This is a genomic window from Rhizobium sp. P1_C7 (assembly GCF_056406295.1).
The window spans coordinates 50,115-73,766 of the sequence record NZ_JBFUAL010000021.1 but is presented as its reverse complement, the minus strand read 5'-3'; the positions used below and the strand labels follow the sequence as shown (position 1 = coordinate 73,766).

The following is a 23,652-nucleotide window of genomic DNA, read 5'->3' as shown; positions in this document are numbered from 1 at the left end:
GGGCTCTTGGCTTGGGAGGCCATATCAGGCGGACAGATCAGGCGGACAGGCCGGTGACACCCTCGACCGACCAGTCCCAGTTGTAGAGGTCGAGCTCGGTCATCGTCTGACCGGCCTCGACACGCACCTTGCCGGTGGCGTCCTTCAGTTCGCCAACGAAGGGCGACCAGCCGCCCATGATCTTTTCGCGCACGGCGTCGGCGGCGGCGGCAACGTCGGCTGGAACCTTTTCGCCCCACTTGTCACGGTCGACGCCGGCCCCCATCGCAAACAGCTGCTCACTCGGCGTCCAGGTGCCCGAAAGACGCTTGCCGACCTGGTCGACGTAGAATTTCGTGAAGTCGATGAGGATCGACGAGACGTAGGAATTCGGACCATAGCGGCGGATATCGGTGTTCCACATCGCCGCCCATACGCCGCGCTTTTCGGCAACCTGCAGATAGCCGGCTTCGTCCATGATACCGAACAGGAAGTCGCAACCGTTGTCGATGAGCGCCGTGCCGGCCTGGGTGGCAGCCTGCGGATCGAACCAGGAATTGATGACGATCGTCTGGACCGTTGCGTTCGGGTTGACGGTGCGCGCACCCATCAGGAAGGCGTTGGTGGAGGCGTAGACGGAGGCGACGGGGAAGGAGGCGACATAGCCGAGTTTGCCCGTCTTGGAGAGGTGGCCGGCGGCGACGCCGAGAACGTAGGTCGGATACCAGTGCGCGAGATAGTACCAGCCAAGATTGTCCATGGTGACATGGCCGTTGCACTCCATGAAAGCGACGTCGGTTGCGCGCTTGACCACTTCATGCAGGAAGTCGCCGTTCGACGAGGTGTCGAAGATCAGATTGGCGCCTTCCGAGACGAATTGGCGGTAGGTGCGCGTCGCGTCGGCGGAGTAGGGGACGTTCTCGACTTCCAGCACCTTCTTGAGCTTCGGATAGGCTTGCTTGACGGCAAGCAGGCCCTGATGGTGTGCCCAGGTCCAGCCTTCGTCGGAGATCGGGCCGACATGACCAAAGCCGATGACCGCTTCCTCTTCCTTGATCGCCGGAAGCGGCGAGGCGGCGAGCGCCGTTCGGGCAAAGCCTGCAGGCAGCATCATGGCGGCTGCACCCGCAGCGCTCATGTTCAGAAAACCGCGGCGGGAAAGCGTACGCAGATCAATCATGGTATCCCCTTTTGTTTTGACGCGGATGGCCGCGCTTCCGATCTTCGGCCTTGTCGGCCCTGGTGTTTCAAACGCAACAATTATGCCAGTTGCCGCGCACCATCTCCGTCGCGCCGCCGCAACCGCCAACCACCCTGACGGGCGTTCGCCGCAGCGAGCGGCAGACGGGCTGAAAGAGGCACCGGACAATGTAGCGGACACCCTTGCGGAAAGCCTTTGGCAGCCGGAAACAAGGAAGCGCTGCCACACTGGCAAATCACAATTGTTCGGAATAGAGCCAATTTTCTGATGACTGCAATGCGTAGAAGGCAACAGGCAATCACGCAAAGGCTCTTGAATTTAGATCCAGACAATGCCTAAAATGCCTAAAAGTAAAGCATGCATAGTATTTATGCATATTGATGGATTATAAGGCACAAGGTGGATCGGATGCAGGCGGCGAGCAGACAATGTCCGGTTTGATACAGGCGGCGCGTTTCACGTTTCGAGGGCAGATGGAGTGTGAAAGCTTCAGGGAATTTGCGCTCCATCGCGCTCGCAGGCTGGACCTTGAGATCCATGTCGGCGCTTGCGACGCCACTTCGGCGACGCTGTCGGTCAAAGGACAGGAGGATCTGGTCGACGCCTTCGAAATGGCCTGCAGCCTTGGCCCCTATGACTGCATCATTCTCGATATCGAACGCGCAGGGTCGTGAACAGGAGTGGACTATGAAACTGAATGAGGGATGGGTGCCGGTTGCGCTGTCATCGTCGATCGAGGCCGGAACATCCACGGGCGCGATCGTCGAGGGCAGCGAGATCGTCGTCTGGCGCGACAACAGCGGCAAAGCCCATGTCTGGGAGGACCGCTGTCCGCATCGCGGCATGCGGTTGAGCTTCGGCTTCGTGCGCGGCGATCACATCGCCTGCCTCTATCACGGCTGGCAGTACGACACCGCCGGGCAATGCCGCTACATTCCGGCTCACCCGACCCTGGAGGTCCCCGGGACGATCAAGGTTCCGACCTATCAGGCGCAAGAAAAATATGGGATCGTCTGGACGACGACGGCATCCGAAAGTCCGCTTCCGGATGCCGGCCATGCCGCAGCGATCACGCCGGTCAGAAGCCTGTACGTCGATCGCGCGTTCGTCGATGTCCGGGCGGCATTCGAACGGGTCGGCATGACTGCGCTCTGCGACCAGGCCGGCAAGCTGGTGTCGGGAGACGACGTGCTGCTGCTTGCCTTCCAGGCAACGGGGGAGGCGAAAACGGCCGTCCACATCGTCATCTCGGGCTCGCAAGCGATCTATGGCGGTGCCAAGCAAAAGCACTATGCCCAGTGGGCCGAAAGTCTCCGCTTCGACCTCGAACGTGCCGCGCCCAGCGCGGAGGAGGTTGCCTGATGTCGGAGATCACGCTTTACAACTACGACCTCGATGAATCGAGCTACCGCGCCCGCCTGCTGCTCTCCATGCTCGGGCTTTCGTGGACGACGATTGCGGTCGATATGTTCCCCGGCAATGAGCAGGAGAAGCCGCCGATGCTGGCGCTGAACCCGCTCGGGACGCTGCCGGTGCTGCGCGATGGCGACCTTGTCCTCCACGGCATGGCAGCGATCCTTCTCTATCTCGCCAAGGCTCATGATCGGGAAAAGCACTGGCTGCCCGACGATGCGGCCGCCTTCGGCCAGGTCTCGATGTGGCTGGGCTTTTGCGAAACGGCACTGGCACCTGCCATCGAGGCCCGGCTGCAGGCGCTGTTTGATACCGCTGGCGACGAAAAGGCGCTGCGCGCCAGCGCGCGCAAAGCGTTCCGCATCATGGACGATCACATGACGACGCGCCATTTCGACGGCAAGGAGTGGTTTGTCGGCGACCGGGCAACGCTTGCCGATCTCGTCCTTTTCCCGTCCTTTGCACTCAGCCGGGACTACGGGGTGGACCACGATGAGTACCCGGCCCTGCGCCGCTGGATCCGCCGTTTCCGCAGCTTGAAGGGCTTCCATACGATGCCCGGCATTCCTGACTATCATTGATTTTGAGATTGGAGTTTTCATGAGCACGCTGACCCGCTTTGCCGTCAAACCGCTTTCGACGCTGACGCGTACGCTTGCCGACGTCGCCTTCGGAAGACAGGACCCGGATCTCGTCATTCAGGGTGCGCGGGTGCTGTCGACCTATTCCGAGCGTATTCTCGGCGAAAGGGAAGTCTGGGTTTCCAACGGGCGTATCGCCGCCGTCAAACCGTCCGGCAGCTACAAGAACGGCGCGGCAAAGCGATACGATGCCCGCGGTGGGATCATAGCACCGGGCCTCGTCGACCCGCATATCCATATCGAATCCAGTATGGTGACGGCCTGCGCCTACGCCGAGGCAGCGCTTCTCAATGGCACGACGACGATCTTTTGCGACAGCCACGAGATCGGCAACGTCATGGACGTCGCTGGCGTTGAGGCCATGCTGGAGGATGCGCGCCGTGCGCCGCTCTCGATATTCCTGACAGTGCCGAGCACGGTACCAGCCACATCGCCGCAACTCGAAACCGCTGGCGGCGATCTGACGCCTGAGAAGATTGCGGCGCTCTTCGACAAATGGCCCGAAGCCGTGGCACTCGGCGAGAAGATGGACTTCGTGCAGGTTGCGATGGGCGACGAGCGCAGCCATGCGATCCTTGCAGCTGCGCTGCAGCGCGGGCGGCCGGTGTCAGGTCACGTCTATGGGCGCGAGTTCGTCTCTGCCTACGCGGCTTCGGGGGTAACCGATACGCACGAGGCAATCGACCGCGACATAGCCGACGATATGCTTGAAGCCGGCATCTGGCTCTTCCTTCGCGGCGGCCCGCCGACGACGCCGTGGCATAGCCTGCCGCATGCGATCAAGACGATCACCGAGCTCGGCGCATCGCATAAACGCATTGCGGTCTGCACCGACGACCGCGACGCCGACGACCTGCTTCTTTTTGGCCTCGACTGGGTCACGCGCGAAGCGGTGAAGGCCGGCATGAAGCCGGAACAGGCCTGGGCGATGGGCTCCCTGCATGGTGCAACGCGGTTCGGCATGGACAATGAAATCGGCGGCCTTGGCGGCGGACGTCGTGCCGACCTCGTGCTGCTCTCAGACGACCTGACGCCGGTCAACACCTGGTACGGCGGCGAGCTGGTCGTGGAAGACCGGAAGGTGACGCCGGTCTTGGAGGAAGCGCTTTCCAAGCCCTACCGATATCCCGACGCCGCCTATCACACCGTCAAACTGCCGAAGAACCTCAAGCTGACGCCCGATCTGCCGACCGAAGCGGTGATCGCGCACACGATCAAGACGGAACTTCCTGGCATCACGCTCGGCCACGCCAAGGTGAGGCTGGAACCCGCCAATGACTGGCGGACCCATTTCGACCGCCATGGCCTTTGCTTTGTCACCGTCGTCGAACGCCACGGCAAATCCGCAGGCAACGTCGCGCATGGCCTGCTGCACAGCTTCGGCCTGAAGCAGGGCGCGGTCGCCTCATCCGTCGGCCACGACAGCCACAACATCATTGTCGCCGGCACCAACGAAGCGGACATGCAAGTAGCGCTCGATGCAATCGAGGAGAAGCAGGGCGGCGTCTGCGTCGTCATGGGAGGCAAAGTCACGGCCATGGTACCATTGCCGATCGCGGGTCTCCTTTCCGACAAGCGCGTGCACGAGGTCGCCGAGGAAGTGAAGGCACTGAAGGTCGAGTGGGAAAAGGCAGAATGCACCATCGCCTACATGGGCTTCAATCTCATTCCTCTGTCGGTCATTCCGGAAATCCGCATCACCGACAAGGGGCTCGTGCTGGTGCCTGAAATGGAAATCCAACAGCTCTTCGAGACCGTCTGATGGACCCCTACCGGCTGGGACTGGTCGCGACACGCATCCACTACTTCCAGCTTGTCGCAAGGCTGGGCTCGATAAGGCAGGCTGCCCAGGCGCTCAACGTCGCGCCGTCCTCCGTCAGCCGTATCTTGCGTCAGCTGGAAGATGAGCTCGGCACGCCGCTGTTCGAGCGCGTGCGACAGCGTCTGAAGCTGACCAGCGCTGGCGAGCTGATGCTCTATCACGCCCGTCTCAGCCTCTCGGAGCTGAACCGTGCCTGCAGCGAGATCAACGACCTGCATGGCCTGCATCGGGGAACGGTGTCGGTCGCCGTGATCGAGAGCGTGTCACGGGGGGTGATGCCGGAGGCGCTGCAGGAATTTTGGAAACGGCACCCGGCGATCACCGTGAATGTCCGCGTGATGGGCTCGCAACATGCTGCCAATGCGGTTGCAGAGGGCGAATGCGATCTTGCCGTCGTCTTCGATATCCGGGTGCCCCGCAACGTCCGGCGGATTGCAACGGTCTCCTTGCCATTGGGCGTTCTGGCACTGCCTGAAAGTCGCTTTGCCGAAAAGAAGGAACTCAAGCTTTTCGATCTCGCCGGCGAGCGCGTCATCCTGTCGGACGCCAGCCTGACGCTCGGCACATGGATAGAGGAAGCCTTCAGCCGCTCTTTCATCGATCTGACGCAACGCGCACGGACAAATTCGATCGGGCTCATGGTGGATCTCGCCAAGCGCAACCTCGGCACGGTGTTGCAGACCCGCGTCGGCATCGAACAGGAAATCGCCGACGGCGCGCTGAAATTCGTGCCGCTGCGCGACGCCAAGCTCAATCCGCGCAAGCTGATGCTGCTCTCGCGCTCGGAAAAGGAGATGTCGGATGCGGCCTCGGCGCTGGGCAAGCTTCTGGCGCATTCCATCGAGCGTTCCGGTGAGGACGGAGCGTGAGTTGTTGCGTTTGGCGCATCACGTCTATCAGAAAATAAGGACTATTGCGAACAACTGCAGTTTGCCAATTTCACTCGGCAATGAGGACGCACAATGAAAAAATCTGCAGTTGATGCCGTCATCCGAGGTCTGAAGAAGGCCGGCGTGAGCATCGTTTGTTATCTTCCCGATTCCCTGTTCAAGGAACTATACCCCGCGCTTGACGCGGATCCGGATATCCGCACCATCCGTGTCACCAATGAAGGCGAGGGCGCTGCCATCTGCGGCGGTGTTTTCCTTTCCGGCAAGCGCGCGGCGCTGATCATGGAAAACTCGGGGCTTCGGGCGTCGGTCGAACCGCTTGCCCGCATGGGCCTCGGGGCCGGCATTCCTGTCGTCATGCTGATGAGCTATCGCGGCGAACTGGGCGAAAACAACTGGTGGGCGATACCGCACGGCATCACGATGGAGCCGGTGCTCGACGCCCTGCGCATTCCCTACCGGGTGGTGCGTGAGGAAGAGGCGATCGAACGCGCCATTGCAGACGCCTACAACTGGTCCTACGCAGCCTATTATCACTCGGCGATCGCGCTGGGTGGGGAGATCGTGCGATGAAACGTTTCGATTGCATGACGGCTCTCGCCGCCCGTCTCAAGGACGAGCTGGTCATCCTCTCGCTCGGCGGCAGCGTCGACGAATGGTACAACGCCGCGCCGCATATGCGCGAGGCCAGCCTGTTCCAGCAACAGCTCGGCTGTGTGACGCCACAGGCCTTCGGCCTTGCCGCGGGTCTTTCGCACCGGCGCATCGTCTCGCTCGATACCGACGGCGGCATGATGTTCAATCTCGGCATTCTCGCTACCCTCGGCAACGAGCAGCCTGAGAACCTCTTCGTCGTCGTCTGGGACAACGAAAGCTATCAATCGATCGGCGGTCCTCCGACACACACCGCCTTCGGCCGCGTCGATATCGCGGCAATCGCACGGGGATGCGGCGTCGAGAACGCCTATACGGCACGAACCGTCGAGGAATTCGACGCCCATTGCGCGACAGGGCTGGCCGCCGGGGTGCCCTATGTCGTCGTCGCCAAGGTCGCCGGCACCGTCCAGCCGGACATCAAGCGCAAGCACAGCGACGGGCGCGAGGACAAGTACATCTTCGTGCGTCATGTCGAGGCGACCGAGGGCATCGTCATCATGGGCCCAAGCGAACACAACTAAGGGACGCCATATCCGATGCATCTTCCGATGATCCAGAACAGACCGGTCGCCCGAGCCTACGACTACTTCGTTGTTGGCGCCGGCTCTGGCGGCTGCGCCGTCGCCCGGCGACTGGTGGACGGCAGCGACGCCACCGTTCTCTTGATCGAGGCTGGCAGTTCGGGCATCGGCATTGCTGAAATCGACAACCCTGCCTGCTGGGTGCCACTCGGACGCAGCGCCTACGATTGGGGCTACGACTACGCGCCGACGCCACAGATCAACGGCCGCACGATCGGCATTCCGCGCGGCAAGGTGCTCGGCGGTTCCAGTAGCATCAACGCCATGATGTGGTATCGGGGCCATCCCATGGACTACGACGGGTGGGAGGCGGCCGGCGCCAAGGGCTGGTCGTTTCGCGATGTGCTACCCTATTTCAAGCGGTCGGAAGACTGGGAGGGTGGAGAGACGCCCCTTCGTGGCGCCGGCGGGCCCTTGCGCATCGAACGCAGTACGTCTGCGCACCCGGTTGCCGAGGCGATGCTTGGTGGATCCGCCGAACTCGGCATTCCCGTGATCGACGATCCCAACGGCCCCAACAATGAAGGGGCCGCACTCTCGAACCTGAACATCTCCAAGGGCAAGCGCTGGAGTTCGGCAAGAGGCTATCTATGGCCGATCCTCGACAACGAGCGGCTGACGATCCTGACCGATACCCTGGCAACCGGTCTTGGTATCGAGAACGGCCGGTGTACTTGCGTCAGATACCTGCGCGCGGGAAAGCCACACGTGGTCAGGGCCACCACTGGCGTGATCCTGGCGCTCGGCGCGATCGATACGCCCCGGCTGCTGATGATGTCGGGCATCGGCGATCCCTCGGAACTGAAGCGGTTGGGCATCGATGTCCGGCTCGGTCTTTCCGGCGTCGGGCAAAACCTCCAGGATCATCCGCTGGTTCAGGCCTGTGTCTTCCGGTCGAGGCAGCCGCTCGGTCCGGTCCGCGACAATGGCGGCGGCACCGTCATCAACTGGAAATCCTCCGCCGCCCTCGCACAGGCCGATCTTCACGCCTTCCCGGTGCAGGGCAACAGCGCCGAACCCGGCATTCGCGAACTCTACGATCTCTCGGGTGACGTCTTCTCGATCGGCTGCGGCCTGATGCGCTCGAAGAGCGTCGGCTACATGAGGCTGCTCTCTGCCGTTCCTGGCGGCGCTGTCGAAATCCAGCCCAATTATCTCGCAGAGCCTGATGATCTCGATGCACTGGTGATCGCGGTCGAGACCATGATGGAACTTGCGGCGACAAAGAGCTATGCCGGCTGGTTCGGCGGCTACGCAGCGCCGGCGCGACGTCTGTCGCGCTCCGAGATCGTCGGCTATGTCAGACAAGCCTGTTCGACCTTCTTCCATGTGAGCGGGACCTGCGCGATGGGAAGCGGCGATCGGGCCGTCGTCGACAACAGGCTGGGGGTGCGCGGCATCGAGGGTCTCACAATTGCTGATGCCTCGGTCATCCCGATCATTCCCACCTGTCACACGCACGCACCGGTCACGATGATCGGCGAACGCGCTGCCGATTTCCTGCTGTCAGCAGCGTGAAATGGAAAGACGAAACCGAAGCGAATTGGAAAAAGCATGACAGCGGACAAGCAGATTATCGCCGGCGACTACCTCCTGACGATGGACGCCGGAAATCGCGTCATCACAGAGGGCGCCGTCCTGATCGATGGCGGCAAGATCGAAGCCGTCGGCCCGCTTGCCGAACTCACGGCTTCCGGTCCCGGCGTCCCGGTCAGGAAAATCGACAACTCCGTCATCATGCCGGGCCTCGTCAATGCGCATGCCCACTCCGGATTTCTGCGCGGCACCGCCGAGCATCTGCCGGTCTGGGACTGGCTGACGCTGCATATCAACCCGATGCACCGCATGCTGCTGCCGCATGAGGCAGAGGCAGCGTCCTATCTTTGCTACGCCGAGTCCGTTCTCGGCGGCACCACGACTGTCGTCGATATGTGGCGCTTCATGGATGGCAGCGCCAGGGCCGCCAGCACGATCGGCAACCGACTGGTGGCGGTCCCCTATGTCGGCGAGCATCCCGAGTACAATTACTTCGACACGCTGGAAATGAACGAGGCGATGATCGAGACCTGGCACCGCAAGGCACAGGGTCGGATCAATGTCTGGGTCGGGCTGGAGCATCTGTTTTACGCCGACGAGGCAGGCCAGCAGCGCGCAATTGCGCTCGCCAAGGCCCATAATACCGGTTTCCACACACATTGCAGCGAGGCCGAGATCGAGCTTGCCGAATTCGACAAGCGGTACGGAAAACGGCCGATGTATGCGCTGCAGGAGCTCGGCTTCTTCGAGGCCCCCCGTACGATGATCGCCCATGGCGTCTGGCTGGATTCGGCTGAAGTCGATTTCATCTCGAAGTACAATGTCTCGGTCGCGCACAATCCCGTCAGCAACATGAAGCTCGCAAGCGGCATCGCGCGGGTCGGCGAGATGCTCGCGGCCGGCGTGCCGGTCGGCATAGGCACCGATGGTGAAAAGGAAAACAACAACTTCGATATGTTCGAGGAAATGAAGGTCACCTCTCTGCTCGGCAAGCTGAAGGACCTGGACGCCGCCGCCATGGACAGTTGGGATGTGCTTCGCATGGCGACCATCACGGGCGCCAGGGCCATCGGCCTCGATCACGAGATAGGGTCGCTGGAAGCCGGAAAGCGTGCCGACCTCATCGCAGTGCGCACCAACACGCCGCGCATGACGCCGTGCTTTGGCGAAGGCCCCCATTTCAACCTGCAACACAATCTGGTCCACGCCGTGCGCGCAAGTGATGTCAGCCTGACCATGGTGGATGGCAGGATCCTGGTCGAAGACGGTGTGCTGAAGACAGGGGATCTCACGGACATCATCGCTGAAATCCACCGCATTGCTCCGCCGCACTTTGCTCGCCGCGCCGCCTGGCTAGCGGACAACCGCGAGGGTACCGCGCAATGGACCAAGGCCTGAGGAGGCGATCATGGCAAAGACGACCGACAAGGCTGCGCTGAACGAATGGTATGCGGTGGAGAGTTCGGCTGATCTCACCGTCAAGCCGATCCGCACCCGCCTGCTGGGGCAGGACATCGAACTCCACCGCGGCGAGAGCGGAGAGCCGGTGATCCGCGAAGTCACGGCTGGCTGGCCAGGCGGCCCGGCACTCAAGGTACGGGAGAAATACGGATGCGTCTGGACGACGCTCGGTTATCCCGGCAAGGAAATCTTCGAGATATCGGAGGCAGTCGAAACCGATCGCCGTTTCGTGCCCTGCGGCTGGGTGAGGATGCGGGCGTCCGGTCTTCGCGTCGTGGAAAATTTCCTCGACATGGCGCATTTTCCCTTCGTGCACGCCGATATTCTCGGCGCCGAACCGCACACCGAAGTGCCCGGCTATCTCAGCGAGATCCGGCGCGACATCGATGAAGTGTGGGCGACGAACTGTACCTTTTTCCAGCCGCGCATTGCCGCGACCGAAAGCGAAGGCGCTTTCGTGCAACTCACCTACCGTGTTCCGACACCGTTTGTCGTGATGCTCTACCGCGTCTGCCCGTCAGCGCCTGAGCGGCTCGATGCCATCGCACTCTTCATCCACCCGATCGAAGAAGGCCTCTGCCGCGCCCAGCCCGTGATGTACCTGGTGGATAATGCGTCGAGCCAGACGTCGCTCCTCAACTTCGAACAGGTCATCTTCCTGCAGGATCGCATCATCGTCGAAAACCAGCGGCCGTTGCTTTTGCCGCTGGAGCCACGACAGGAAATCCCGACGCGCGCCGACAGTTCCTCGGTTGCCTATCGCCGCTGGCTGAAGGAAAAGGGCCTGCGTTTCGGCACCACAATGGAGGAAGGATCACGATGACGACCGGCCATCATTCCTTCGAGACCGGCGGCGCCTGTCGTCGCAAAACGCCTGCGTGCCGTCGGTCCGGCCGAGGCCCTGGAGTTCAGACGTCATGACAAAACCCATCCCGATCATGGAACCGGCAAGCGTCGGTGCCCGGCACTTTCTATCAAAGCAACGCAAGATGCTGCTGATTGACGGCGAGTGGGTCAATGCTTCGTCCGGCTTGACCTTTGCGACGCACGACCCGGCCAACGGGCGGATGCTGGCGGAACTCGCCGAGGCAGGCGCGGCCGATGTCAACGCCGCCGTTTCTGCAGCGCGGCGCGCCTTCGAAGGTGATGGCTGGCGCGGTTTGACGCCATCGGCCCGCGGCAAGCTCCTGTGGCGCATTGCCGATCTGATCGATGCCCATGTGGACGAGCTGGCAGAGCTGGAAACCCTCGATCAGGGCAAATCGCTCAAGACCGGCCGCTTGGGCGAAATCCCCGCCTGCGCAGAACAGTTCCGCTATTTCGCAGGCTTCGCCACGAAGATCCTCGGCACGACCATCCCGACCTCGATTGGCTACCAGCCAGCCGGGAAGAAGGTGTTCGCCTATACGACACGCGAACCGATCGGAGTCGTCGCTGCCATCACGCCGTGGAACTCGCCGATGCTGATGGCGGCGATGAAGCTTGCGCCGGCGCTTGCGGCGGGTTGCACCGTCGTGCTGAAACCCGCCGAGGAGACATCGCTGACGACGCTTCGCCTTGGTGAGCTGATGGTCGAGGCGGGTCTGCCGGCCGGCGTGGTCAATATCATCACCGGGCTCGGCGAAAGCGTTGGTGCTGCACTGACAAGCCACCCGGATGTCGACAAGGTCGCGTTTACCGGATCCACCGAGGTCGGCAAGCTGATTGTCGGGGCGGCGCGCGGCAACTTGAAAAAACTGACGCTGGAACTCGGCGGCAAATCGCCGGCGATCGTCATGCCGGACGCGGATATGGGCCTTGCTGTCCCTGGTATTGCTCGCGGCATCTTTGCCAATGGCGGCCAGGTCTGTGTTGCCGGCTCGCGAATTTACGCTCATCGCACGGTCTACGAGGAGTTGCTGGAGGGACTGGCAAACGAGGCCGGCAAGCTGAGGCTCGGCCATGGCCTCGATCCACAAACCGATCTGGGGCCACTAGTCAACCGCACGCAGGCCGATCGCGTCGCAGGCTACGTCAAGGAAGGTGCGCGCGAGGGTGCGCAGATTGTCGCCGGAGGCAAGCAGGCAGGCGATCAGCAGACGTTCTTCGAACCGACCGTTGTTACCGGTGTCCGTCAGAATATGCGGATGATGCAGGAGGAGATCTTCGGGCCGGTCGTTGCTGTCACACCGTTCGACGATGTCGAGGAGGCAATCGCCTTTTCCAATGATTCCCCTTACGGGCTCGCCGCGAGCGTCTGGACATGCGACCTCAGCGCCGCCCATCGGCTTTCGGGCCGCATCCGCTCCGGTACCGTATGGATCAATTGTCATTCGTACTTCTCGCCGGAACTTCCCAAGGGTGGGCACAAGCAGTCCGGTTGGGGATATGAGAACGGCGCCCCGGGCCTCGAAAACTATCTGGAGCTGAAGACCGTTTGTGCGGTCATTTGAGGTCTGGTTGGAGGGCCGCCCTCAGGGCGCTGTTTGTGCATGACGCAACAGCCAGTCGCGAACCTTGGCGACCGATTGTTCGTTTTGAGGCTGGCGCGGAGCGACCACGTAAAAGTCCGTGGTCGCACGTATCGTCTGGTCGAAAGCGCGTGCGAGCCGTCCGGCGGCAATATCCTCGTTGACAAAGATACTGCTGGCCAATGCCATCCCCTGTCCCGCAATCGCCGCTTCGATTGCGTAGGAGGTGTGATTGAAGCGCACGCTTTTCGATGCAAGTGACGGCGTGCTTGCGAGCACCGTCTCGATGAATGCCGGCCATTGATCGTGCGTATCGTGCAGCAGTACGAAACGGCCGAGTTCAGCGGGTGATAGAACGCCTCCCGCGGGTAGCAAAACCGGACTGCACACGGCCACCAGGTCCTGCTCGAACAATAGATCGGCGACCAGTCCGGCATCGAACGGAGGTCGTGCCAGGCGGACCGCGATATCGACGGCATCGGACTGGAAATTCGAAATCCGCTCGGTGGCAAGGATACGCATATCGAGCTCCGGATGGGTGGCCAAGAGATTTGGCAGGCGCGGCATCAGCCATTTGGAGGCGAAGGTTGGCGTGACGCTTATGGTCACGCGAAACGGCTCGGGCCGAAGTGTTGCCGTTGCCTCGGCCACCAACTCGAAGGCACGTCTTATGCTGATCGCGTAGGCTCGGCCGGCATCCGTCAAAGCGAGCACGCGCGGGAGGCGGTTGAACAACTTGCAACCAAGCTCGGCTTCCAATCCGCGCACCTGCTGGGCGACAGCGCCTTGTGTCACACCGAGCTCCTCTGCAGCGAGCCGGAAATTCAGGTGGCGTGCGGCCACTTCGAAGCAACGCAGGGCGTTGAGTGGTGGAAGGCGATGAAGCGGCTTGGTCATACAATAGAATTTCTACTGGCAAGTGATAGGGGAATTGGCTCGAACAGGCCAAGTCACAATGATATCATGTTTGGGATTAACTGAAAGCAAAGCGTCGATTGCGACGCGCTCACCGGAAGGCAATGATCATGGCAGTAGAAAAAGTAGCACTTGTCACAGCAGGCGGCAGCGGCATGGGCGCCGATGCGGCCCGCCGTCTGGCAGCTGACGGGTTCAAGGTCGCCGTTCTGTCCTCGTCCGGCAAAGGTGAAGCGCTGGCAAACGAGCTCAAGGGTGTTGGTGTGACGGGCTCCAACCAGTCGAACGATGATCTCCGGCGTCTGGTCGATCAGGCAATGCAGGCATGGGGACGAATTGATGTGCTGGTCAACAGCGCTGGGCACGGCCCCCGTGCGCCAATTCTCGACATCACTGACGAGGATTGGCACAAGGCCCTGGACATCTATCTGATGAACGTCATCCGCTCGGCGAGATTGGTGACGCCGATCATGCAGGCCCAGAAATCAGGCGCGATCATCAACATCTCCACGGCATGGGCTTTCGAGCCCTCCGCCATGTTCCCGACGTCGGCCGTGTTCCGGGCGGGGCTTGCCTCCTACACCAAGATCTTTGCAGACACCTACGCCGCCGATAACGTGCGGATGAACAATGTGCTGCCCGGCTGGATCGACAGCCTGCCGGCAACCGAGGACCGTCGCCAGGCTGTACCCATGCAGCGATACGGCAAAAGCGAGGAGATCGCCGCGACGGTTGCCTTCCTCGCGTCAGAGGGTGCGGGCTACATCACCGGCCAGAACATCCGGGTCGACGGCGGTCTCGGACGTTCCGTCTAGGCACCGACAAGCACGAGTGAATAGTCCAGCCATGCCTGAAGCCGGCTCTCCGGTGTCCTTGGAGGCTTGTCCTCAAGGAGACCGCTGAAGCCGGCTGACCATTCTTCATTCTCCGCTGGCAAAGCGGTTGCCGAACAGGTTTGGCGCGCGAACCACAGGCTGCCATTGATAGGCGCTCCCTATCAAAGTTTTAGAATTTATCTATTTCAATTTATCGCCGACCTCCATTTATGTTGCGGCGCGAAAGCGGTTTTTCGCTTCGCAGCAATTTTACAGGAGTCGCCATGTCCCTTTTCAACACATCCATTAAGCCCTTCAAAGCGCAGGCTTTCAGACAGGGCAAATTCATTGAAGTCACCGACGCCGACACCAAGGGCAAGTGGGCTGTCTTTTTCTTCTACCCGGCTGATTTCACCTTTGTCTGCCCGACTGAACTCGGCGATGTTGCCGATCACTATGCCGAGCTCCAGCGCCTTGACGTGGAGGTCTACTCCGTCTCCACCGACACGCATTTCACCCACAAGGCTTGGCACGACAGCTCCGAGACGATCGGGAAGATCCAATATACGATGATCGGCGATCCGACCGGCACGATCAGCCGCAACTTCGACGTCATGCGCGAATCCGAGGGTCTTGCAGACCGCGGCACCTTCGTCGTCGATCCGGACGGTGTCATTCAGGCCATGGAAGTAACGGCTGAAGGCATCGGCCGCAACGCCGCAGACCTGATGCGAAAGATCAAGGCAGCCCAGTACGTCCGCGCCCATCCCGGCGAAGTCTGCCCGGCGAAGTGGGAAGAGGGCGAGAAGACGCTTGCGCCGTCCCTGCATCTCGTCGGCAAGATCTGACGCGTCAATGAGAGGCTGCCCTACTCTCAGCGGGGCTGGGCAGTCGTTGCCCGCCGTATTCTGCACCCAAGCGGTATTGCCCATCTATTTTTTGCGGAGTGTTCCATGCTCGACGAGAATCTGAAGTCCCAGCTCAAAGCCTATCTGGTTGAGGTCGAGGAGATGAAGGCGGCCGCGCGTCGAAGCCGCAACCCCGAAGCAGGCACGCTGCGCCTCGGCATCTTCCCGACGCTCGCCCTCTATTTCCTGCCGCATGCCGTTCCGCGGATCCGCGAAACATTTCCCGGTCTGGAAACATTGCTGATCGAGGAAAAGAGCGACAGCCTGCTGTCGCGCCTCAACGATGGCAACCTGGACGCTGCAATCCTTGCCCTGCCGGTTAGCGACGAGCGCCTGACAACAGAGGTGCTGTTTACGGAGCGATTCCTGCTCGCGGTACCGGCGACCCACCCGCTGGCGAAGCGCACGGCCCTCGTGCTCGACGATCTCAATGGCTACAATCTGATGCTGCTGGAAGAAGGCCATTGCCTGCGTGATCAGGCACTGGACGTCTGCCGGTTGGCGGGAGCCAGCGAGCGGGCATCATTTCGCGCCACCAGCCTCGAGACGCTTCGCCAGATGGTTGGGGCCGATGTCGGGATCACGCTGCTGCCCGAGCTCGCCACGCTTGCCTCCAGCTCCGGAAATATCAGGCTCCGGAGGTTCACTGATTCATCGCCAAGTCGTCAGGTCTGTATCTGCTGGCGGAACGGATCCGCCATGCGTCACTTCCTCCCGGAGATTGCCGTCCTGTTGCGTGATGTCTCCCAGCGACTGCTGGCTGCCGCATCGACGCCCGCGCTCGACTAGGTGCCACTACCGGGCCCGGTTCATTTCCATTCCCACAGAACCGGTGATGAAAAAGGCCGGTCCTGCACCAGCAGATCCTCCCGCGCCAACATACGCTGGTAGGCTGCGGCATCGTCATCGCCGTTCAAGCCGACGAAGAGCATTTTCATCGAGCTTGTCTGCGGATGTCCTTTTTTCCGATAGGTGAAGTGCACTGCACATGTCGGATAGTGCCAATCCGCCGTCAGCGTCTCGGCAAATCCCTGCTCGCCAAGACCATCGGTGCGTCCTGTCGAGGCCAGAAACTGGCCGAGACCGAAAAAGCCCGCAAACAGCTTAAAGGCCGTGTGTTGCTGGAGCTGCGCACCCTGGTCGTTTGTCGTGTCGCGGCGATAGAACAGACTGTCCGTTTGGCCGCGCTGCCTTTTCATGGTGTAGCTGACCAGGTTGCGCTGCGCCAGCAGCTCCATCGTCAGATCGTATGTCTGATACCTGTCAGGGTCCGTGTGAAGATCATCGATCCTCAACGTCAGGTCGACAATGTAGTCCCGATAGAATGCCGCGGTCATCTGCAATTCCTTTTTTCGTCGGCGGCGTGTTAGCAGAAAACACGACGCGACCAAAGCGTGTCGACTGATTTGCGTCTCAGATGCTGTGGATGCTGAATACAGCCATTAAGCCGCGCGCCACGCGCATAACGCATAGCTGTACTGCAAAATCATGCCTATCATTTGGGCGAACGGTCTGTATGCTTAGTTCCATCGAAGTGATGCACCTCCTCCCGCAGAGCTTCGTGTTTGCAGGCGACCTTATCCTCCTCCCGAGGGCGCTTGCGGGAACAGCAGCACTCCTCCTCCCAGCTGCTGTTCGGTTATTTTCGAAAAGCCTGCCGCACCTCCTCCCGCGGCAGGCTTTTTCGTTTTGGCTGGACGGCTGCATGCGGCCATTCATGCGGCGCTGAAAGCATGGTACTTCGTACCTGAAGACGCTTGGAGGAGCGAGTTTTCATGAATTGGGACGGAAAGCGCGTGCTGGTGACCGGTGCCGGCAAGGGCATAGGACGGGCGACCGCGGTCATGCTCGCAGGAAGAGGCGCGAAGGTCGTGGCTCTTACCCGCACGCCAGACGATCTTGCGACACTTATTTCTGAAATCGGATGCGAAGCAATCTGCATCGACCTCGCAAAGATCGAGGCGATCGAGCCGATGGTCAGCGTTGCGCTTCCCGTCGACTTCCTGGTCAATTGTGCGGGCACCACCGTCCTGCAGTCTTTTGTTTCAAGCGAGCTCTCGGACTTCAATCGTGTTCTCAACGTCAACACCGTAGCGCCGATGGTGCTGTCGCAGATCGTAGTACGCGATTGGCTGCGGCGTGGCATCGGGGGTGCTATCGTCAATGTCTCCAGCGACGCGGCACGCCGTGGCGTGGTAAACCACACGGCCTATTGCGCTTCGAAGGCAGCCCTCGATGCCTTGACACGGGTCCTTGCCGCAGAGCTCGGACCATCCGGCATCCGGGTCAATAGCGTCAATCCCACCGTCACCCTGACCCCGATGGGTGAGCTGGCATGGAGTGACCCCGCCAAGGCCGCTCCTTTGAAATCGCGCATTCCGCTCGGTCGGTTCATCGATCCAGATGAGGTGGCGGAAGCCATAGTCTTCTTGCTGAGCGACGCGGCCTCCATGATCAACGGTGTTTCGCTGCCGATCGATGGCGGGCTGTCGGTTTCCTAAGGCGCGGATCTTGCGGTCAGGCGCGCCTGCAGCACGACCACGATGAGCAGAAATGCGCCGCGAATGACGGATTGCCAATAGGCGGAAAGCGAAATCCAGCCGAGTCCGTTTTCGAAGTTGAGCACGTTGAAGACCATGCCAAGTAACAGGACGCCCGCAAGTGTCGCTCCCACGGATCCGGATCCGCCAGCCAACAGCGTTCCGCCAACGACGACAGACGCAATGGCAAAGAGTTCCCAGCCGACGCCCTCGGTTGGTTGGCCGGCGCCGAACTGAGAGGCCAGAATGACGCCAGCAAGACCGGCGAGCAGCCCGCAGAGGGCATAGACCGCAAAAAGCGTGCGCTCTACCTTCAAGCCCATCAATGTCGCAGTCTGTTGACCATCGCCGATCGCCAGGACATGGCGGCCTGACGGATGCCGTTCGAGGAAGATCCAGCCAACGACATAAGCACCCAGCGCTATCCAGGCCGGTACCGGGAACCCTAGCAAGTCATCCTGACCGATCGAGACGAACCCCGTGTCGTAAGAGACTGAAACGGACTGGTTGTCGGCTATGAGCAACGCGCTCCCATAGGCGGCCAGCATGGCAGCGAGCGTTGCGATGAACGGCTGGATGCGCATCCGCGTAATCACGAAGCCGTTGACAAGGCCGACCGACAGCCCCGCACCGACGCCGCCAGCCAGGCCCGCCGCCCACCCGTAGGGTGAGAGCAGAGCGGAGACGACGCTTGCAAGCGCTGCCACGCCGCCAACGGAAAGATCGATTCCGCCCGTCATGATCACGAAGGCCATGCCGAGTGCGATCAGGGCAAACATCGAATTGTATCGCAGGAAACTCAGGACGTTGAACGACGAAATGAAATTGTCATAGCGAAGTGCACCGAAGACAAGCAGGCCAGCAAGGGCGATCAGCACGCCGAGACGGGCCAGATCGCCGGAAGATTTCGGTGCCAGAGGTCTGAGGATGAGAGAGAACATGTGGCTGGACCTCACGAGTTGTCGGCGCGCTGCTGGATGAAGACTGCAATCACGATGAGCCCGGCCTTGACGATCAGTGCAGCCGCATCCGGTACACCGTTGGCGAGCAGCGTATATCGCACCAGCTGGATCACGAAGGCCCCGAGCAGAGTGCCGAATATGTTTGCCCGGCCACCGGTCAAAAGAGATCCCCCCACGGCAACCGCAGCAATTGCGTCAAGCTCCATACCCATGCCGACGAGATTGGCATCACTGGCGGAATTTCGGGCGACGACGACCAAGCCCGCAATGCCCGCGAGCGCGCCGCTGATCACATAGACGAGCGTCTTGACGCGCTTAACAGGAATGCCTGTCAAGCGTGCCGCCTTCTCGTTGCCACCGACTGCAATGATCTGGCGACCGATTACGGTGAAGCGGACAAGGCAATAGGCGAGCAACGAGACGATCACCATCAGCACAACCTGCGCCGGGACCCCGCCAATATGGCCAAGGGCGATGAACTGAAAGGCCGGGTTCTTGAAGACCTGCAGGTTGCCGTTCGTCATGACCTGCGCGATACCGCGCCCGGCGATGAAGAGAACCAGGGTCGCAACGATCGGCTGGATGGCGAAATGCGTGACAAGAAAGCCGTTGAACCAGCCAAAGAGCATTGCGACGACGACGGGAACGACGAAGGCCAGCCCGACAGCAAGCGCCGGGTCGTCGATCGGCACCAGCGTTCCGAGAAAGATCATCGGTGCGATTGCGCCGGAAATTGCCATGAGAGATCCGACGGACAGATCGATGCCGCCGGTTGCGATCACCAGCGTCATGCCCGAGGCGACGATGACGATTGTCGCGACCTGGGTGAGGTTGACGTTGAGTGTCTGCCAGGAGAGGAAATTCGGCGTTACCACGACGTTGAACGCGATCAGCAACAGGAAAGCGACGAAGGTGCCGTATCGGCTGGCGATCTGCATTGCCGAAACCTTTGATGCGCCAGCCTTGAGGGATGTGTCGGTGATGGTCATGTCAATCTACCTGATGCGCCATTGCTGCCAGCAGTGACTGCTCCGAGAGCTCCTGGCGCGGCAGTACCGCGACGGACATCCCGTCGCTCAGCACGGTGACACGGTCGGCAGCTGCCAATAGCTCTTCCAGTTCGGAGGAGATCATCAATACGCTGAGACCCTCGTCCGCCAGACTGCGCAATAGCCTGAGGATTTCCGACTTTGCGCCGATATCAATGCCACGGGTCGGTTCATCGACGATCAGGATGCGCGGGTCGGTGCAAAGCCATCTGGCCAGGAGCACCTTCTGCTGGTTGCCACCCGACAGTTCCTTGATCGGCTGGTCGGGCGAGGCGCACTTGACGCCGAGCGCGGCTATGAAGCGCCTCACAATCTCGTCCTGGCGTGCGCGGTCAACGATGCCAGCCTTCTTGAGTTTTGGCAGGAGTGCGAGCGTCATGTTCTCGCGAATGCTCATATCAGGGATAATCCCCTCCAACTTGCGGTCTTCAGACACCAGGCCGATGCCATCGGCGATGGCGGCGGCGGGCTCCCGATAGTGCCGTTCTGCGCCGGCAAACCGCATGGCTCCGCGTTCGATCCGGTCGACGCCAAAGATGATGCGGGCGGTTTCCGTGCGGCCCGACCCCAAAAGTCCCGCCAGCCCCGATATCTCGCCCTCGCGAATGGTGAGGCTGACATCGCGTACGCGCAGGCCCGAACCGACGTTTTCAAGCTGAAGGCGCACGGGCCGTTCGGCTCCGCGATCCTTGTCGCGACTCAAGGCTTCGAAAGCTGCAAGCTCCCGCCCGAGCATATGGCGCACGAGCTCCATTTTCGGAATGTCCTTCATGGCGCTGACAGCAACGGTCTGGCCGTCCCGCATGACCGTAACCCGGTCGCAGATCGCGTAGAGCTCGTCGAGCCGGTGGCCGATAAAAATGACGGCGACCCCATTCGTGCGCAGCATGCGGATTGTCTCGAACAGGACGGCGACCTCGCGCTCGTCGAGCGACGATGTCGGTTCATCCATAATCAGCAGCCGAGCGCTTTGCGTAACCGCACGGGCAATCGACACCATCTGTCGCGTTGCCGCGCTGAAGCGCGACACCGGCAGATCGACATCGATATCCAGTTTGAAGGTCTGCAAAACCTTGCGCGCCCCATTGCGCATCGCGCGACGGTCGAGGAAGCCGAATTTTCGCGGTTCGCGCGACAGGAAGATATTCTCGGCGACCGAGCGCTGCGGCGCCAGGTTGATTTCCTGGTAGATCGTGGCGATTCCCGCAGCCTGGCTTTCGGCCGGCGACGAGAAGGATACATCCTGCCCATCGAGCCGGATGGTGCCCTCGTCGCGCTGGTAGGCGCCCGTCAGGATCTTGATCAAGGTCGACTTCCCGGCCCCGTTCTGGCCGACCAGCGCCATGATCTCACCGGCGGCGATTTCCAGCGAAGCCGATCGCAAGGCGGCAATTCCGGCGAAGGACTTGGAAACTCCCTGCATGGATAGCAGCATGCCGATCCACCTCTTTTTATTGCAATGGAATGCCGGCCGGCGTGGCTGAGCCACTCCGGCCGGGACGGTCCGCCTTAAGGATCAGTACGCGCTCGACAGCTCTGCTTTCGCATTCGTGCCGTCGTAGAACTTGTCGTCGTTGATCACCCAGGGCTCGATTTTTTCGCCCTTGGCGTAGCGGGCCATGGTCGCGAAAGCCTTCGGTCCGAAGCGCGGATTGCACTCCACGACGGCGCCGATCTTGCCGTCGACGACGGCCTGAACGGCTTCCTTGCCACCATCGATCGACAGGACAAGAATGTCCTTGCCTGGCACCTTGCCGGCGGCTTCGATGGCTGAAATCGCGCCGATAGCCATCTCATCGTTGTGCGCGTAGACGACGGTTGCGTCAGGATGAGCCTGGAGCAGGGCTTCGGCAACCTGGCGGCCCTTGTCGCGTGCGAAGTCACCCGACTGCGAGGCCACGATCTCAAAGCCGCCTGCGGCCTTGATCGCATCGTCGAAGCCCTTCTTGCGGTCGTTTGCTGGCGACGAACCGGTCGTTCCCTCGAGTTCGATGATCTTCGTCTTGCCGTTGGCGTTCTTTGCCAGCCATTCGGCAACGCGCTGGCCCTCCTTGATGAAGTCCGAGCCGATGAAGGTCAGGTAGTCCTGACCGGCCTTTGCGAGCTTCGGATCGACGCTGCGGTCAAGCAGGATGACCGGAATGCCGGCCTTCTTGGCTGCCATGACAGCGGGGATAAGCGGCTTTTCTTCGCGCGGAGCAAGGAAGATGACGTCCACGCCCTGGGCGATCATCGAGTTGACGTCGGCAACCTGCTTGGCAGCTGAACCGGCAGCATCGGTGTAGACAAGCTGGTAGCCAAGCTTTTCTGCCGTTTCCTTCATGCTGTTTGTCTGCGCTATGCGCCACGGATTGTTGGATTCGGTCTGCGCAAAGCCGACCTTGTACTTTTCCTTCTGCTTGAGCTTCGGAACCTCCGCCATGGCAGTGGTTCCGGCGGCGGCGATCGCGCCGAGTGCGGTTGCAGCTAGCATGAATGTGCGACGTGAGAATGCGGGCATCTCAGTTTCTCCTCCCAAATTTTCCGGTAGCCTCCACCGGCAGTGAGCGATAAGTGCTTCACATGAGGCGATACTGTCGCTAATAATATTAGCAGTCAAGCGTCATTTTATGAGCACTTGCAATATGTTCGGTTGCGGCGCAGCAATCTCGGAGGAGCGGAATGGGGAAGAATAACGGCCGAGATACTGGCCGCAGAAGCGGGAAAACCCGACCGACAATGACCGATATTGCCAAGATAGCCGGGGTCTCCCAGTCCAGTGTCTCTCTCGTTCTCAACGAGATGTCTGGATCTCGCATCTCACCCGATACCCAGGCGAAGGTTCGGGAAGCTGCTAATAAAATTGGTTATAAATTACCAAGTGTTCGACACGAGCCTTCCTCGGAGGCCGCGGTAGAAAAGGACACCATCGCCTTTGTCGTCGATGAAATCTCCACCAGCCCGCATCCTGTCGTCAGTCTTGACGGCGTACGTGACTATGCCTTCGAGCAGGGTTTTCTGGTTTCCGCCTATGCGACCCGTTCCAATCCCGATCTTGAGGAGGCGGTGCTGCGCTCGATATTGCGCGACCCGACGATCGTTGGCGTCATCTACGCGACGATTTTCACCCGCAAGGTTCATGTGCCCGATCAGCTGCGAAACGTTCCGACGGTGCTGTTGAATTGCTACGCCGAACCGCGTCAGCACATGGCGATCGTTCCTGGGGAGGTTGCCGGCGGATTTTCCGCAACAGCGCACCTGACGTCTCTCGGGCACCGGCGCATCGGCTTCATCAACGGCGAATCGTGGATGGATGCCGCGATCGATCGCCTCAAGGGTTACAAGCAGGCGCTGGCAACCGTTGATGTCGCCTTCGACGAGAGCCTTGTACGCGACGGCGATTGGCTGCCGCTCAGGGGCTATGAAGCCGGGTTGGAATTGCTCTCCATACCCAATCCACCCACAGCTATCCTTTGCGGCAACGACCTGATGGCCATCGGCGTCATGGAGGCCGCAGCTGAAAAAGGCCTTCGCGTGCCTCAGGATGTTTCCGTCATGGGGTACGACGACCAGGAACTCGCCCGCTACACGCATCCGCCACTCTCGACACTGGTTCTGCCGAACTATGAAATGGGGCAGAAAGCAGCCGAGACGCTGATCGACATGGCCGTCCATGACAAGGCGTTGCGACCTATGACCATCAAGGTCGACGGTCCGCTCGTCGTCAGAAGCTCGACGTCGAGACCGCAGCCGAAAGCGTAAACGTTTGTCATACGGTTCTCGCCCCGGCTAGCGGCTGACGTCGCGTATGCATTGTCGGCAGCGTGTGATTGGTGCCGCAGCATTTTTACCA

The 23,652-nt window shown here is 60.9% G+C and carries 23 protein-coding genes; 16 read left to right on the top strand and 7 right to left on the bottom strand.

The window, feature by feature from the left end:
- Positions 1–37 precede the first annotated feature (37 nt).
- Positions 38–1,159, bottom strand: coding sequence for a BMP family ABC transporter substrate-binding protein (locus tag AC1D2R_RS25675; RefSeq protein ID WP_477971785.1), 1,122 nt, complete (start codon positions 1,157–1,159; stop codon positions 38–40).
- Positions 1,160–1,608: 449 nt separating this feature from the next.
- On the opposite strand from AC1D2R_RS25675, the gene AC1D2R_RS25670 reads away from it, so the two are divergent.
- From AC1D2R_RS25670 to AC1D2R_RS25620, 11 genes are all read left to right on the top strand, one after another.
- Positions 1,609–1,854 carry a hypothetical protein gene (locus tag AC1D2R_RS25670; protein WP_477971783.1) on the top strand — a complete coding sequence of 82 codons (246 nt, stop codon included), beginning with the start codon at positions 1,609–1,611 and terminating at the stop codon, positions 1,852–1,854.
- Positions 1,855–1,867: 13 nt separating this feature from the next.
- Complete coding sequence (locus AC1D2R_RS25665) at positions 1,868–2,542, top strand: Rieske 2Fe-2S domain-containing protein (protein ID WP_477971781.1); 675 nt, start codon at positions 1,868–1,870, stop codon at positions 2,540–2,542.
- Positions 2,542–3,174, top strand: a complete 633-nt coding sequence (locus AC1D2R_RS25660; protein ID WP_477971779.1) for a glutathione S-transferase family protein — start codon at positions 2,542–2,544, stop codon at positions 3,172–3,174. Before AC1D2R_RS25665 ends, AC1D2R_RS25660 begins: the two co-directional genes overlap by 1 nt.
- Positions 3,175–3,193: 19 nt before the next feature.
- Positions 3,194–4,996, top strand: coding sequence for an adenine deaminase (locus tag AC1D2R_RS25655; RefSeq protein WP_477971777.1), 1,803 nt, complete (start codon positions 3,194–3,196; stop codon positions 4,994–4,996).
- Positions 4,996–5,925: a LysR family transcriptional regulator gene (locus AC1D2R_RS25650; RefSeq protein ID WP_477971775.1), complete on the top strand. Its 930-nt coding sequence runs from the start codon at positions 4,996–4,998 to the stop codon at positions 5,923–5,925. The genes AC1D2R_RS25655 and AC1D2R_RS25650 overlap by 1 nt, the downstream gene beginning before the upstream one ends.
- Before the next feature lie 93 nt (positions 5,926–6,018).
- Positions 6,019–6,519 carry a thiamine pyrophosphate-binding protein gene (locus AC1D2R_RS25645; RefSeq protein ID WP_477971773.1) on the top strand — a complete coding sequence of 167 codons (501 nt, stop codon included), beginning with the start codon at positions 6,019–6,021 and terminating at the stop codon, positions 6,517–6,519.
- Positions 6,516–7,124, top strand: a complete 609-nt coding sequence (locus AC1D2R_RS25640) for a thiamine pyrophosphate-dependent enzyme (protein WP_477971771.1) — start codon at positions 6,516–6,518, stop codon at positions 7,122–7,124. Before AC1D2R_RS25645 ends, AC1D2R_RS25640 begins: the two co-directional genes overlap by 4 nt.
- A gap of 27 nt (positions 7,125–7,151) precedes the next feature.
- Positions 7,152–8,702 carry a GMC family oxidoreductase gene (locus AC1D2R_RS25635; protein WP_477971769.1) on the top strand — a complete coding sequence of 517 codons (1,551 nt, stop codon included), beginning with the start codon at positions 7,152–7,154 and terminating at the stop codon, positions 8,700–8,702.
- 36 nt (positions 8,703–8,738) lie between these two features.
- Positions 8,739–10,118, top strand: a complete 1,380-nt coding sequence (locus AC1D2R_RS25630; RefSeq protein WP_477971767.1) for an amidohydrolase family protein — start codon at positions 8,739–8,741, stop codon at positions 10,116–10,118.
- A 10-nt stretch (positions 10,119–10,128) separates the two neighbouring features.
- A complete protein-coding gene (locus AC1D2R_RS25625; RefSeq protein WP_477971765.1) occupies positions 10,129–11,004 on the top strand; it encodes an aromatic ring-hydroxylating dioxygenase subunit alpha in 876 nt (291 codons plus the stop codon).
- A 94-nt stretch (positions 11,005–11,098) separates the two neighbouring features.
- On the top strand, positions 11,099–12,613 hold the full coding sequence (locus AC1D2R_RS25620) for an aldehyde dehydrogenase family protein (protein ID WP_477971764.1): 1,515 nt from the start codon (positions 11,099–11,101) through the stop codon (positions 12,611–12,613).
- A 21-nt stretch (positions 12,614–12,634) separates the two neighbouring features.
- Here AC1D2R_RS25620 and AC1D2R_RS25615 read toward each other — a convergent pair whose 3' ends face one another.
- A complete protein-coding gene (locus AC1D2R_RS25615; protein WP_477971762.1) occupies positions 12,635–13,528 on the bottom strand; it encodes a LysR substrate-binding domain-containing protein in 894 nt (297 codons plus the stop codon).
- Positions 13,529–13,656: 128 nt separating this feature from the next.
- On the opposite strand from AC1D2R_RS25615, the gene AC1D2R_RS25610 reads away from it, so the two are divergent.
- The 3 genes from AC1D2R_RS25610 to AC1D2R_RS25600 all read left to right on the top strand — a co-directional run bounded on the left by AC1D2R_RS25610 (position 13,657) and on the right by AC1D2R_RS25600 (position 16,058).
- The gene (locus tag AC1D2R_RS25610; RefSeq protein ID WP_477971760.1) at positions 13,657–14,361 is read left to right on the top strand and encodes an SDR family oxidoreductase; all 705 of its coding nucleotides are present in this window, start codon (positions 13,657–13,659) and stop codon (positions 14,359–14,361) included.
- Between the two features lie 284 nt (positions 14,362–14,645).
- Entirely contained in the window at positions 14,646–15,209 is a 564-nt protein-coding gene (gene ahpC / locus AC1D2R_RS25605) for an alkyl hydroperoxide reductase subunit C (protein WP_477971758.1), read from the top strand.
- A 105-nt stretch (positions 15,210–15,314) separates the two neighbouring features.
- Complete coding sequence (locus tag AC1D2R_RS25600; RefSeq protein WP_477971756.1) at positions 15,315–16,058, top strand: hydrogen peroxide-inducible genes activator; 744 nt, start codon at positions 15,315–15,317, stop codon at positions 16,056–16,058.
- Positions 16,059–16,078: 20 nt separating this feature from the next.
- On the opposite strand, the gene AC1D2R_RS25595 is transcribed toward AC1D2R_RS25600, so the two are convergent.
- Positions 16,079–16,606: a hypothetical protein gene (locus tag AC1D2R_RS25595; protein WP_477971754.1), complete on the bottom strand. Its 528-nt coding sequence runs from the start codon at positions 16,604–16,606 to the stop codon at positions 16,079–16,081.
- A gap of 438 nt (positions 16,607–17,044) precedes the next feature.
- On the opposite strand from AC1D2R_RS25595, the gene AC1D2R_RS25590 reads away from it, so the two are divergent.
- Entirely contained in the window at positions 17,045–17,770 is a 726-nt protein-coding gene (locus AC1D2R_RS25590; protein WP_477971752.1) for an SDR family oxidoreductase, read from the top strand.
- Here the strand turns inward: AC1D2R_RS25590 and AC1D2R_RS25585 are convergent.
- From AC1D2R_RS25585 to AC1D2R_RS25570, 4 genes are all read right to left on the bottom strand, one after another.
- Positions 17,767–18,750, bottom strand: a complete 984-nt coding sequence (locus AC1D2R_RS25585; protein ID WP_477971750.1) for an ABC transporter permease — start codon at positions 18,748–18,750, stop codon at positions 17,767–17,769. The genes AC1D2R_RS25590 and AC1D2R_RS25585 overlap by 4 nt on opposite strands.
- 11 nt (positions 18,751–18,761) lie before the next feature.
- Positions 18,762–19,760, bottom strand: coding sequence for an ABC transporter permease (locus AC1D2R_RS25580; protein WP_477971748.1), 999 nt, complete (start codon positions 19,758–19,760; stop codon positions 18,762–18,764).
- A 1-nt stretch (position 19,761) separates the two neighbouring features.
- Positions 19,762–21,255, bottom strand: coding sequence for a sugar ABC transporter ATP-binding protein (locus AC1D2R_RS25575; RefSeq protein WP_477971746.1), 1,494 nt, complete (start codon positions 21,253–21,255; stop codon positions 19,762–19,764).
- An 81-nt stretch (positions 21,256–21,336) separates the two neighbouring features.
- A complete protein-coding gene (locus AC1D2R_RS25570) occupies positions 21,337–22,320 on the bottom strand; it encodes an ABC transporter substrate-binding protein (protein ID WP_477971744.1) in 984 nt (327 codons plus the stop codon).
- A gap of 161 nt (positions 22,321–22,481) precedes the next feature.
- Here AC1D2R_RS25570 and AC1D2R_RS25565 point away from each other — a divergent pair, with 161 nt between their 5' ends.
- Complete coding sequence (locus AC1D2R_RS25565; protein ID WP_477971742.1) at positions 22,482–23,561, top strand: LacI family DNA-binding transcriptional regulator; 1,080 nt, start codon at positions 22,482–22,484, stop codon at positions 23,559–23,561.
- The last annotated feature ends 91 nt before the right edge of the window (positions 23,562–23,652 follow it).

Bases quoted from the DNA above. Each gene is read 5' to 3' on its own strand.
- AC1D2R_RS25620 (WP_477971764.1), top strand. From the start codon at position 11,099: ATGACAAAACCCATCCCGATCATGGAACCGGCAAGCGTCGGTGCCCGG.
- AC1D2R_RS25645 (WP_477971773.1), top strand. From the start codon at position 6,019: ATGAAAAAATCTGCAGTTGATGCCGTCATCCGAGGTCTGAAGAAGGCC.
- AC1D2R_RS25570 (WP_477971744.1), bottom strand. From the start codon at position 22,320: ATGCCCGCATTCTCACGTCGCACATTCATGCTAGCTGCAACCGCACTC.
- AC1D2R_RS25575 (WP_477971746.1), bottom strand. From the start codon at position 21,255: ATGCTGCTATCCATGCAGGGAGTTTCCAAGTCCTTCGCCGGAATTGCC.
- AC1D2R_RS25585 (WP_477971750.1), bottom strand. From the start codon at position 18,750: ATGTTCTCTCTCATCCTCAGACCTCTGGCACCGAAATCTTCCGGCGAT.
- AC1D2R_RS25650 (WP_477971775.1), top strand. From the start codon at position 4,996: ATGGACCCCTACCGGCTGGGACTGGTCGCGACACGCATCCACTACTTC.
- AC1D2R_RS25625 (WP_477971765.1), top strand. From the start codon at position 10,129: ATGGCAAAGACGACCGACAAGGCTGCGCTGAACGAATGGTATGCGGTG.
- AC1D2R_RS25590 (WP_477971752.1), top strand. From the start codon at position 17,045: ATGAATTGGGACGGAAAGCGCGTGCTGGTGACCGGTGCCGGCAAGGGC.
- AC1D2R_RS25610 (WP_477971760.1), top strand. From the start codon at position 13,657: ATGGCAGTAGAAAAAGTAGCACTTGTCACAGCAGGCGGCAGCGGCATG.
- AC1D2R_RS25580 (WP_477971748.1), bottom strand. From the start codon at position 19,760: ATGACCATCACCGACACATCCCTCAAGGCTGGCGCATCAAAGGTTTCG.
- AC1D2R_RS25640 (WP_477971771.1), top strand. From the start codon at position 6,516: ATGAAACGTTTCGATTGCATGACGGCTCTCGCCGCCCGTCTCAAGGAC.
- ahpC (WP_477971758.1), top strand. From the start codon at position 14,646: ATGTCCCTTTTCAACACATCCATTAAGCCCTTCAAAGCGCAGGCTTTC.
- AC1D2R_RS25675 (WP_477971785.1), bottom strand. From the start codon at position 1,159: ATGATTGATCTGCGTACGCTTTCCCGCCGCGGTTTTCTGAACATGAGC.
- AC1D2R_RS25635 (WP_477971769.1), top strand. From the start codon at position 7,152: ATGATCCAGAACAGACCGGTCGCCCGAGCCTACGACTACTTCGTTGTT.
- AC1D2R_RS25655 (WP_477971777.1), top strand. From the start codon at position 3,194: ATGAGCACGCTGACCCGCTTTGCCGTCAAACCGCTTTCGACGCTGACG.
- AC1D2R_RS25615 (WP_477971762.1), bottom strand. From the start codon at position 13,528: ATGACCAAGCCGCTTCATCGCCTTCCACCACTCAACGCCCTGCGTTGC.
- AC1D2R_RS25595 (WP_477971754.1), bottom strand. From the start codon at position 16,606: ATGACCGCGGCATTCTATCGGGACTACATTGTCGACCTGACGTTGAGG.
- AC1D2R_RS25670 (WP_477971783.1), top strand. From the start codon at position 1,609: ATGTCCGGTTTGATACAGGCGGCGCGTTTCACGTTTCGAGGGCAGATG.
- AC1D2R_RS25665 (WP_477971781.1), top strand. From the start codon at position 1,868: ATGAAACTGAATGAGGGATGGGTGCCGGTTGCGCTGTCATCGTCGATC.
- AC1D2R_RS25565 (WP_477971742.1), top strand. From the start codon at position 22,482: ATGGGGAAGAATAACGGCCGAGATACTGGCCGCAGAAGCGGGAAAACC.
- AC1D2R_RS25600 (WP_477971756.1), top strand. From the start codon at position 15,315: ATGCTCGACGAGAATCTGAAGTCCCAGCTCAAAGCCTATCTGGTTGAG.
- AC1D2R_RS25660 (WP_477971779.1), top strand. From the start codon at position 2,542: ATGTCGGAGATCACGCTTTACAACTACGACCTCGATGAATCGAGCTAC.
- AC1D2R_RS25630 (WP_477971767.1), top strand. From the start codon at position 8,739: ATGACAGCGGACAAGCAGATTATCGCCGGCGACTACCTCCTGACGATG.